6 protein-coding genes are annotated in these 10,211 nt (G+C 67.2%); 2 read left to right on the top strand and 4 right to left on the bottom strand.

All coding sequences use genetic code 11. The annotated features are described in order from the left end of the window. Positions 1-24: 24 nt before the first annotated feature. From ACR9ZJ_RS17545 to ACR9ZJ_RS17530, 4 genes are all read right to left on the bottom strand, one after another. On the bottom strand, positions 25-2,421 hold the full coding sequence (locus ACR9ZJ_RS17545) for a glucose/quinate/shikimate family membrane-bound PQQ-dependent dehydrogenase (protein WP_481288488.1): 2,397 nt from the start codon (positions 2,419-2,421) through the stop codon (positions 25-27). 88 nt (positions 2,422-2,509) lie between these two features. After that, positions 2,510-4,195: an AMP-binding protein gene (locus tag ACR9ZJ_RS17540; protein WP_481282302.1), complete on the bottom strand. Its 1,686-nt coding sequence runs from the start codon at positions 4,193-4,195 to the stop codon at positions 2,510-2,512. A 64-nt stretch (positions 4,196-4,259) separates the two neighbouring features. Continuing rightward, positions 4,260-5,954, bottom strand: coding sequence for a methyl-accepting chemotaxis protein (locus tag ACR9ZJ_RS17535; RefSeq protein ID WP_481288487.1), 1,695 nt, complete (start codon positions 5,952-5,954; stop codon positions 4,260-4,262). Positions 5,955-6,032: 78 nt separating this feature from the next. Continuing rightward, positions 6,033-8,582, bottom strand: coding sequence for a family 78 glycoside hydrolase catalytic domain (locus tag ACR9ZJ_RS17530; RefSeq protein ID WP_481288486.1), 2,550 nt, complete (start codon positions 8,580-8,582; stop codon positions 6,033-6,035). A gap of 111 nt (positions 8,583-8,693) precedes the next feature. Between ACR9ZJ_RS17530 and ACR9ZJ_RS17525 the strand changes: the two genes are divergently transcribed. Beyond that, complete coding sequence (locus ACR9ZJ_RS17525) at positions 8,694-9,140, top strand: DUF2501 domain-containing protein (RefSeq protein WP_481288485.1); 447 nt, start codon at positions 8,694-8,696, stop codon at positions 9,138-9,140. 71 nt (positions 9,141-9,211) lie between these two features. Next, a complete protein-coding gene (locus ACR9ZJ_RS17520; protein WP_481288484.1) occupies positions 9,212-10,120 on the top strand; it encodes an SDR family oxidoreductase in 909 nt (302 codons plus the stop codon). Positions 10,121-10,211 lie beyond the last annotated feature (91 nt).

Genomic DNA, 10,211 nt, shown 5'->3' with positions numbered 1-10,211 from the left:
CCCACCACATCCCCCACCACATTCCTACTTGGGCAGCGCGTAGGCGATCACCCAGTCGCCTTGCTTGGTGCCTAGCGAGCCGTGTCCGCCTGCCGTCACCAGCAGGTACTGCCGTCCGTCCTTGTCCGCGTAGGTCATCGGCGTGGCCTGGCCGCCGGCGGGAAGGCGCGCCTCCCACAGCTTCTTTCCGGTACGCACGTCGTAGCCGCGCACGTAGTAGTCCAGCGTGCCGGAGAGGAAGGTGACGCCGCCTGCCGTGGTCACCATGCCGCCGAGGCTCGGGACGCCGAGCGGCATCGGGATCGGCAACGGTGCGCTGTCGACGATGGTGCCGTTCTTGTGCCGCCACATCATCTTGCCCGTGCGCAGGTCGACGCCCGCGACGTAACCCCACGGCGGGGCCTGGCACGGAATGCCCAGCGGCGAGAGGAAGGCCGACAGTTCGATGCCGTAGGGAATGCCTTCGGCCTTCTTCACGCCTTCGGTCTCGCTCTTGGCGGGGCCGACTTCCATCTTGGCCAGCACGTCCTTCGGGATGAGGCGCGACTGGAAAGCCATGTAGCTCGGATTGATCAACATCAACTGGCGCGTGGGATCCACCGACACGCCACCCCAGTCGAAGACGCCGAAGTTACCCGGGAAAACCAGCGATCCTTGTTCGGAGGGCGGCGTGAACATGCCTTCGTAGCGCAACGAACGGAAACGCACGCGGCACCAGAGCTGGTCCAAGGGCGTCGTGCCCCACATATCCTTCTCCCGCACGTCCGGTGGCGCGAAATTGAGATCCGATAGCGGCTGCGTCGGCGCGGTATGGTCGCCCGCCACGGCACCCTGTGGACGTGGCACTTCGCGAATGGGAACGATCGGCGTGCCATCGCGCCGGTCGAGCACGTACACGCTGCCCTGCTTGGTCGAGGCGACCAGCGCGGGTTTCACGCCTTGGGCGGTCTGCAGGTCGACGAGGGTCGGCTGGCCGCCGATGTCCATGTCCCAGAGATCGTGGTGGGTGAACTGGTAGTTCCACCTCACCTTGCCGGTGGCCACATCCAGCGCGACGATGCCCGCGCCGTACTTCTCCGACGTGGGCGTGCGACCGCCACCGAACTGGTCGGGCGTCTGGTTTCCCATCGGCAGGTAGACGATGCCGAGGTTCTCGTCGACGCTGAAGAGCGACCAGACGTTCGGCGAATTGCGGGTATAGATGCCGCCGGGGGCGATCGGAGCCGTGGCGTCGGGATTGCCCGGGTCCCAGTTCCAGACGAGGTGGCCGTCGTGCACGTCGTAGGCACGGATCACGCCCGAGGGCTCGTTGGTCGATTCGTTGTCGGTGACATGGCCGCCGATGATGACCAGGTCCTTGGTCACCGCCGGCGGCGAGGTGGAGTAGTAGCCACCCGGCGTGAACGGACCGATGTTCGTGCGCAAATTCACCGTGCCGTGATCGCCGAAGTCCGCGCAGGGCTTGCCGGAATCGGCGTCGATCGCCATCAGGCGCGCGTCCGCCGTGGGCAGGAACAGGCGGCGGGGGCAGGTCGCCGAGGCGGTGGATGCCGTCGCGGTCGCCGCGTACTTCGCATCATCGTGGTACGACACGCCACGACAGGTCATGTGTTCCCAGTGCTTGAATCCGACGGGACTCTGGATCTTCGGATCGAACTCCCAGCGCTTCTGTCCCGTCGCCGCATCCACCGCGATCACGCGGCTGTGCGGCGTGCACAGGTAGACGGTGTCGCCGATCTTCAGCGGCGTGTTCTCGGAGGTCGTTTCGGTCGGATCGTCGGGCCCCGGGGTATCGCCCGTCTGGATCTTCCAGGCGACCTGCAACCGCCCCACGTTATCCGGCGTGATCTGCGTCAGCGGGGAGTAGCGCTGGCCGAACGGCGAGCCACCGTAGTCGGTCCAGTCGCCGTCGGGCCGTGCGGCGCGGTCGCCTTGCGGCCCCGCGACGTCGGCCATGGGCAATTCGCCCGACAGGTCGTGATCGGAATGAAGGGCTCCCGCCATGCCCACCAACGCGACGATCAACAGCGAGACGAGCAGGAACCCACCACCGGTATGCCGGGAGGTTTCGTATAGGCTGTCCCGGTTGAGGCCGCGGCGCGGCCAGGGCAGCAGGAGCCACAAGCCCAGCACGAACCATACGTCGAGGCGCGGAAGCAGTTGCCACCAGTCCAGGCGCACTTCCCAGACCGACCAGGCAGCGGTGCCGATCAGCAGGAGGCCATAGAGGGGCACGGCCAGCCGCACGCGGAACAGCAGCAAGGCCGCGACCACCAGGGTGACCGCGCCCGCGACCAGGTAATAGGCGGAGCCGCCGAGGTTGACGAGCCGTATGCCACCCAGCAGGGTCGCGGCACCGAACAACGCGAAGAGGAACGCCGTAAACAGCGTAGCGGGATGGTGTCTCCTGACTCGATTCACATGCGCCTCTCTGGTGTCCTGAGCCCTCCCTCCCGGCTAGCGTGGAGAGGGGGGCGTGAATCCAAGGTAGAGAACGGGGCCGCCGGGCCTACCTTTCCTGCCCGACCTTCCCGGACAGTTCCGCTTCCATCATCTCGCGCATGAGGTATTTCTGCACCTTTCCGGTCACGGTCATCGGGAAGCCGTCCACGAAGCGGACGTAGTGCGGCACCTTGAAATAGGCGAGGTGCCGCCGGCAGTAGTCCTGGATCGAGCCCTCCGTGGCCGTCGCCCCGTCGCGCAGGCGGATCCACGCGCACACCTGCTCGCCCAGCCGGTCATCCGGGACACCGAACACCTGCACGTCCTGGATATCCGGGTGTCCGTAGAGGAATTCCTCGATTTCGCGGGGATAGATGTTCTCGCCACCACGGATGATCATGTCCTTCAGGCGGCCCACGATGGTGCAATAGCCCGCGTCATCGAGGACCGCGAGGTCGCCGGTATGCATCCAGCGCGACGCGTCGAGCGCCAGCCGGGTATGGTCCTCGTCACCCCAATAGCCGCGCATCACGGAATAGCCGCGCGTCAGCAGCTCGCCCGTGGTACCGCGCGGAACGACCCGCCCCGCCTCGTCCACGATCTTCACTTCCACGTGTGGATGGATGCGTCCCACCGTCGACACGCGCAGTTCGAGCGGATCGTCCGGCACGGTCTGGAAACTGACGGGACTGGTTTCGGTCATGCCGTAGGCGATGGTCACCTCGCTCATGTGCATCTCGCGCACGACACGGCGCATCACCTCGATCGGGCATGGCGAACCGGCCATGATGCCCGTGCGCAGGCTCGACAGGTCGAACTCGCGGAAGCGTGGATGCTCGAGTTCGGCGATGAACATCGTCGGCACGCCGTGCAGGCCCGTGCAGCGTTCCTCCGCCACCGTTTCCAGCGTGGTGAGTGCGTCGAAGCCCTCGCCGGGGATCACCATGCACGCGCCGTGCGTCACGCAGGCGAGGTTACCCAGGACCATCCCGAAGCAATGGTAGAACGGCACGGGGATGCACAGCCTGTCGTCCTCGGTGAGGCGCATGGCTTCGCCGATGAAGAAGCCGTTGTTGACGATGTTGTGATGCGTGAGCGTCGCGCCCTTTGGCGCACCCGTGGTGCCGGAGGTGAACTGGATATTCACCGCGTCGTCGAACGACAGCTCCGCCTCCACCGCCGCGAGGCGCTCCCGCGCCGCGTCGTCCGCCGCGATATCGCGCCAACGCAATACACCGGGTGCCGCTTCCCCGTCGAGCAGGATCACGTGGCGCAGGTCCGGCAATGCCGCCGCGCGCAATCCGCCAGGCGGAGAGGTATCCAGCTCCGGGGCGAGGCCACGGAGGATGTCCAGGTAGCGCGACGACTTGAAGGCGCGCGGCAGGATGAGCGCGCGGCAACCGACTTTGTTCAGCGAGTACGCCAGCTCGTGCGAACGATAGGCGGGATTGATGTTGACCAGGATCAGCCCCGCCTTCGGCGCGGCGAATTGCGCCACCACCCATTCGGCACGGTTCGGGGCCCAGATGCCGACGCGGTCGCCGGGTTCCAGGCCCAGCGCGAGAAGGCCGGCGGCGACGCGCTCGACCTCGGCGTGGAATTCCCGATAGGTCCAGCGGACGCCCTGCTCGCGCACCACCAGCGCCGGCCGGTCCGGCCAACGTGCGGTGACGCGATCGAGCAGGGCCCCGACCGTCTCGCCGAGCAGGGGTGTGGGGCTCGCGCCGTGCACGTAACTCGCGGCGTGGTCCATGTGCTTATCCTCGTTGGGGCTTCCATCCGAGGATAAACAATGTGCGCCGGGACGTGCGCCCTTGTCAGGCGAACTCGGTCCAAGCGGCGGCGTCCGTGGCGGGAGCCGGGCGATGACCGAAGCTGAGGTCGTGCGCGGCATGCTCCACCGCGGCAGGCGAGGTGTCGCGGCCGCCTCCACCGCCTGCCTCGGTGTCGACCGTGAAGAACGCCACCTGGTCGCGCAACGACCTGGCCTGGTCCTGCATCGACTTCGCGGCGGCGGCGGCCTCTTCCACCAGCGCGGCGTTTTCCTGCGTCACCTGGTCGATCTGCGCGATGGCGAGGTTCACCTGGTCGACGCCGGACGACTGCTCGGCACTGGCCGCGGCGATCTCGGCGACGATGTCGGTCACCTTCTTCACGCTGTCGAGGATGTCGCGCAGCGCACCCGACGACTGTTCCACCAACACGGCACCCGCGTCGACACGCTCGCCGCTTTCGACGATGAGCCCCTTGATCTCGCGTGACGCCGCCGCGCTGGATTGGGCAAGGCGGCGCACTTCCGTCGCCACGACAGCGAAGCCGCGACCCTGTTCGCCCGCACGCGCCGCCTCCACGGCGGCGTTCAGTGCCAGCAGGTTGGTCTGGAAGGCGATGTCGTCGATGAGGCCCACGATGTCCCCGATGCGGCGGCTGGAATCGCCGATCTGGCGCATGGCCTCCATCGCCTCGTCGACGACGGCGCCACCTTTCTCCGCCGCGTTGCGCGCGTGCCGCGACAAGCGGTCGGCGGCCAGGGCGTTCTCCGCGTTCTGCTTCACCGTCGCCGTCATTTCCTCCATGGATGCCGCGGTTTCCTCCAGGCTGGAAGCCTGTTCCTGCGTGCGCTGGGAGAGGTCGTCGTTGCCGCGCGCGATTTCGCTGGAGGTGGTGGAGACGACATGCGCGCCTTCCTGCACTTCCGTGACGATCGAGGCCAGGGTGCCGCGCATGCGTTCCAGCGCGCCCAGCAAGCTCTCCGGCGCGAACGCCGCCGCGCTATCCGCGCGAAGGTCGCCACCGGCGATACGCCCCGCGATCTCCACGGCGTCGCGCGGCTCGCCACCCAGGCTGCCGCGAATGCTGCTCATCGAGAACCAGACGATCGCCAGCGCCAGCAGCGCGATGAGGCCCGACTTGATCAGGTCGCGCTCGAGCTGGGCCTGGAACGCGGCGTCGATGGCGTCGAAGTAGGCGCCCGACACGAAGTGCAGGTCCCATGGCTTGTACCAGGCCGAGAAGCTGATCTTGTCCTTCAGCTCCTTCGTCTTGGGCATGACCTGCGTGTAGCGGGTCATGCCCTGGCCGGCCTTCGTATCGGCGGCGAGCATCGCCTCGTAGTGGTGGAAGCCCTTGCCGTCGACATCGTCGCGAATGTTCTTGCCGATGTCGTCATGCCGCAGCGGATGCATGCGCATCGTCAACGACGAATCGAACGCGAAGACGTAGCCGGTATGGTTCGCCCAGTGCATCGCCTCGATGTCCCGCAGCGCGCTCACCCGCGCCTCCAGGTCGCTCAGCTCACCCTTCTCCGCACGCGCGTGATAGGCGTCGGCGATCGCCATCGCCGCCGTCACGTGCTGTTCGAGCGTGTCCTGGAGCGCGCGCATCTGCACGCCACGGCTTTCGATGCCCGCCATGATCGTCTGCGCCAACAAGCCGGCCACGACCACCGTCGTCACCATCCACACCCGCGTGTTCAGCCGCGTGCGGCCGAACCATTTTTCCACTGCCGACATACTCGTCACCCTCGATTTCCCCGTGCAGGATTTATCGGCGGTGGAGTGCAAGACTTTACGAGGGGTATGTGAAGACGCTCACGGGGCAGTCAGGGTGTGCCGCCCCGATCCCAGCACCGTCTCCGGCGACCCCGGCAGGGCCACCACCGCCTCGGTGCCTACCGGCACCACGATATCCGCCTCGACCTTTCCCCCCACCTTGCGCCATGCCACGGACGCTTCACCGTAGGGCGTCATGACCGACGCCGACGCGCGGCCCAGGAAGGCCGTGAGGGTCGGCCGCACCTCGAAACGGCGCCATCCCGGCGCGAGTGGCCGCAGGCTCGCCACGTCGCCGTACAGCCAGTCGTCGATCGTGCCCAGGAAGTAGTGGCCCCGCGAGCGCGAGGCCAGCTTCCAGTGTTCCCATAGGCTGGTGGCGCCGTTGGCGCGCCAGAAGCCCCAGCTGGGGAAGGTGGTCTGGGTGGCGATGGCCCAGGCCTCGTCCGCGTGGCCGGCGGCGGTCAACACCGGCAGGAGCGGCTTGGTCGCCAGCGCGCCGGTATCGAGATGATCGCCGCGCGCCTTCGCATCGGCCGCCACGCCGGCCGCCACGCGCGCCTCGAGGTCGTCGGGCACGAGGCCGAAGGCCAGGGCCAACAGGTTGTGCGCCTGGCGGTAGCCGCTGTCTCCTTCCCCACGATAGCGGGCGGCCGCGCGATCGAGGAATCGCTCGTTGAACGCCGCGCGCACCTTCTCCGCGCGGACATCGAACGCGGCGGCGGCGGACGCATCGCCGACAAGCCACAGCATCGTCGCCGTCGCACGTTCCATCCCGTACAGATAGGCCGTCGCGGCGACACGCTTGTCCTCCGGCGCGTTTTCGCCGCCCGGATCGGTTTCCGGGCTGACCCAGTCGCCCAGTTCCGTGGTGGCGATGCCGTCCGGCGAACGCGCATCCTCCATCGCCACGTAACGGGCGATGCCCTGGATGTGCTCCTCGATCGGGCGCCGGTCCCCCGCATACATCCACAACCACCATGGAATGAACACGTAGGCCGAATGCCAGGTGGGCGCACGTACGTCGCCCCACCCGGGATTGGGCGCGATGAGCAACGGCGCGCCTTGCGCGTTGCGTGCATCGGCGATGTCGCGCAGCCACTTTGCCAGCAACCGGTCCGCGTCGAAATTGCGCAGGAACATCTCCGCGCCCAGCATGCCGTCCCCCGTCCAGCCGTTCTTCTCGTACATCGGTGTATCGGTGGGGATGCCATGCAGGTTGTTCAGCATGGTGTCGACGGCGGCCCGGTGTATCCAGTTCAACAACGGATTGTCGCTGTCGAAGCGGCCGGTCACGGCCACATCGGTGTGCACCACTTGCGCGGCGACGGCGTCGGCGAGCGGCTTGCCACCCGGCCAGCCCTGGACCTGCACGTAGCGGAAGCCCTTATAGGAAAAACGCGGATGCCAGCGGACCCGGCCGCCGTCGAGCGTCAGGCGGTCGGTCTGGAATCCCTGCTTGAAATAATGGTGCTCATCGCGCGCGTCGACGGTGCCGTCGGGCAGCAACTTCTCCCCGTAACGCGCGACGATCGTCGTGCCCACCGGACCACTCACGTCGAACCTCGCCCATCCCGCCATCACGCGGGGAAACGCGAATACGTAAACCCCCGGCACCGGCTCGGTGACGGCCGTCGCGGCGACGGTGTCCACCACGCGGATCGGCTGCTCGGTCTGCGCGACGAGCTTTCCCGCCGGCGCCGGCAGTTCCGCCGCTGGTGACCATCTACGTGGCGTGGCGAGACGCGCATCGAATACCTCACCGCCGTACAGGTCGTCCGACCGCGTCGGCCCATCGGCCACGCGCCAGCTCGCATCGCTGACGATATCCTCGACACGGCCATCGACATGGCGGATGCGCAGCAACGTGCGCATCCGCGGACGGCCATGCCACGGCGCCCGCTCCCAATGCCATACGTTCGGATTGGTGAGTCCGTAGAAACCTCGCCCCAGTTCGGCGCCGAGCGTGTGTTCGCCGGGGGCGAGATCGACCTCGTTCGCCACCACTTCCACGCGCTTCCCGTAATCGGTGAAGCCAGGGCCGAGCACGGCGTCGCTTACCGGCTTGCCGTCGATCGACACATCGGCATAACCCCCGGCGGCGATGTACAGCGTGGCGCGCGCCACGTCGCCATCGACACGGAACGTCTTCCGCAGCATGGGTGCGGGAAGCGTGTCGTCGCCCTTGCCGATCCAGCGTGCCCCGTGCCAGCCCGCTTCGTCCAGCGCGGTATCGAAGTACGAGGCCACGCTGGCGTCGCCGTCGGAGGTGTGGACGTCCGCGCGCCACTCATAGCGTTCGCCGGGCGCCAGCGGAGGGCCGGCGTATTCGATGTCGAACGGACGTGCGCCGACGACGTCGCCACTGTCCCAGATCGTCGCGCCCCGATGCGTCACGACGAGGCGATAGCCGGTCTGCACGGTGCCATTCGTATCGCTGCGCACGATCCACGAGAAACGTGGCCGGGCCACGTCGACGTAGCCCGGGGTATCGCCACGTTCGACGCGCGGCATGGTGAGGCTGACGGCGGCATGGGTAAGCGGTGCGGCGAACAGCAGGACGCCGGCGAGACGGGAGAGAACGGGCAACGGACCTTCCTTCCGCGGAGAACGCATGGGAGCATATCGGCCAGCCGTGCTTACATCCATCTAACGCATCAAGGTTTATCCCTTCCCCACCTTGACCCCCGGAGCCATGTCATGAAGACCTTACTCGCCGGTATCGCCCTCGCCACCGCCTTCGCCGCGACACCCGCGGCGGCGGTACAACTCGACAGCCTGAAGGGCATGATGGGCGGCGGTAGCAGCTCGCTCGCTTCCGGCAGCGTGGGCAACGCCGCGGGCATCCTGCAGTACTGCATGAGCAACAACTACCTCGGTGGCGAAAGCGGCGCCGCGGGCGTGAAGGACCAGTTGCTGGGCAAGCTGGGTGGCCAGTCCGCCCAGGCCGCGCCCGCTCCCACTCAGGACAAGGGCTACCTCGACGGCGCGAAGGGCCTGCTGAAGTCCAGCGACGGCAAGACCCTCGACCTCTCCGGCGGCGGCTCCAGCCCGGCCGGCACCGGCGACCTCAAGGCCCAGCTCACCCGCAAGGCCTGCGACGCGGTGCTGAAGCAAGGCAAGAAGATGGTCGGCATGGGGAAGTGACATGACGTGGACGGGGTATGGACACCCCGGCCCGTAAACCTGAAGGCCTCTCCACCCAAGAGGACCTTCCCATGGCAAACGCAGCCAAGCACGATCCCTACGCCATGCGCGATCCGCGCACCCAGTATCCCCAGCCGGAGTTCTCCAAGCAGCCGCAGCCGGCACCGGGCCTGGCGAAGGAAATGGTTCCCAAGCCGGACCATGGCGAGACCAGCTACCGCGGCAATGCTCGATTGAAAGGCCGCAAGGCGCTGGTGACCGGCGGCGATTCGGGCATCGGGCGTGCCGCCGCCATCGCCTTCGCCCGCGAAGGCGCCGATGTGGCGATCAACTACCTGCCATCGGAGCAGAAGGATGCCGACGAGGTCATCGCCTTGCTCACCGGCGAAGGACATACCGTCATCGGCATGCCCGGCGACCTGAAGGACGAGGCATTCTGCAAGGACCTGGTCGCCAGGGTGGTAAAGGAGCTGGGCGGCCTCGACATCCTCGCCAACATCGCCGGGCGGCAGCAGTACGCGAAATCCATCGACGAACTGGATAGCCAGGCCTTCGAGGACACGTTCCGTACCAATGTCTTCGCGATGTTCTGGCTGACCAAGGCGGCCCTGCCACATATGCCGCCGGGTGCCGCGATCCTGAACACGGCCTCGATCCAGGCCTACGAGCCATCGGACATCCTGCTCGACTACGCGCCGACCAAGGCGGCGATCGTGGCATTCACCAAGGCGCTGGCCAAGCAGGCGGCGGATAAGGGTATCCGGGTGAACGCCGTGGCACCTGGACCGGTGTGGACGCCGTTGCAACCGAGCGGCGGGCAGCCACAGGAAAAAATCGTCGAATTCGGCAAGAACGTGCCGCTGAAGCGGCCGGGCCAGCCGGTGGAGTGCGCGCCGGTATATGTGTTGCTGGCCAGCCAGGAGGCGAGCTTCATCACCGGCGAGACTTATGGGGTGACCGGCGGGCATATGTTGCCTTGAGGGTGCCGGGGGATAGGGTGGCTTGAGGCGCGCCGTATCGCCGACAGGGTCGGCTCCCACCAGGGGCCGGAGGCGGATCCCACCAAGGGCT

The organism is Luteibacter sp. KNZ12-1A (assembly GCF_056755675.1).
Note: the sequence above shows the minus strand (reverse complement) of the source record. Positions and strands in the feature narration are given on the sequence as shown.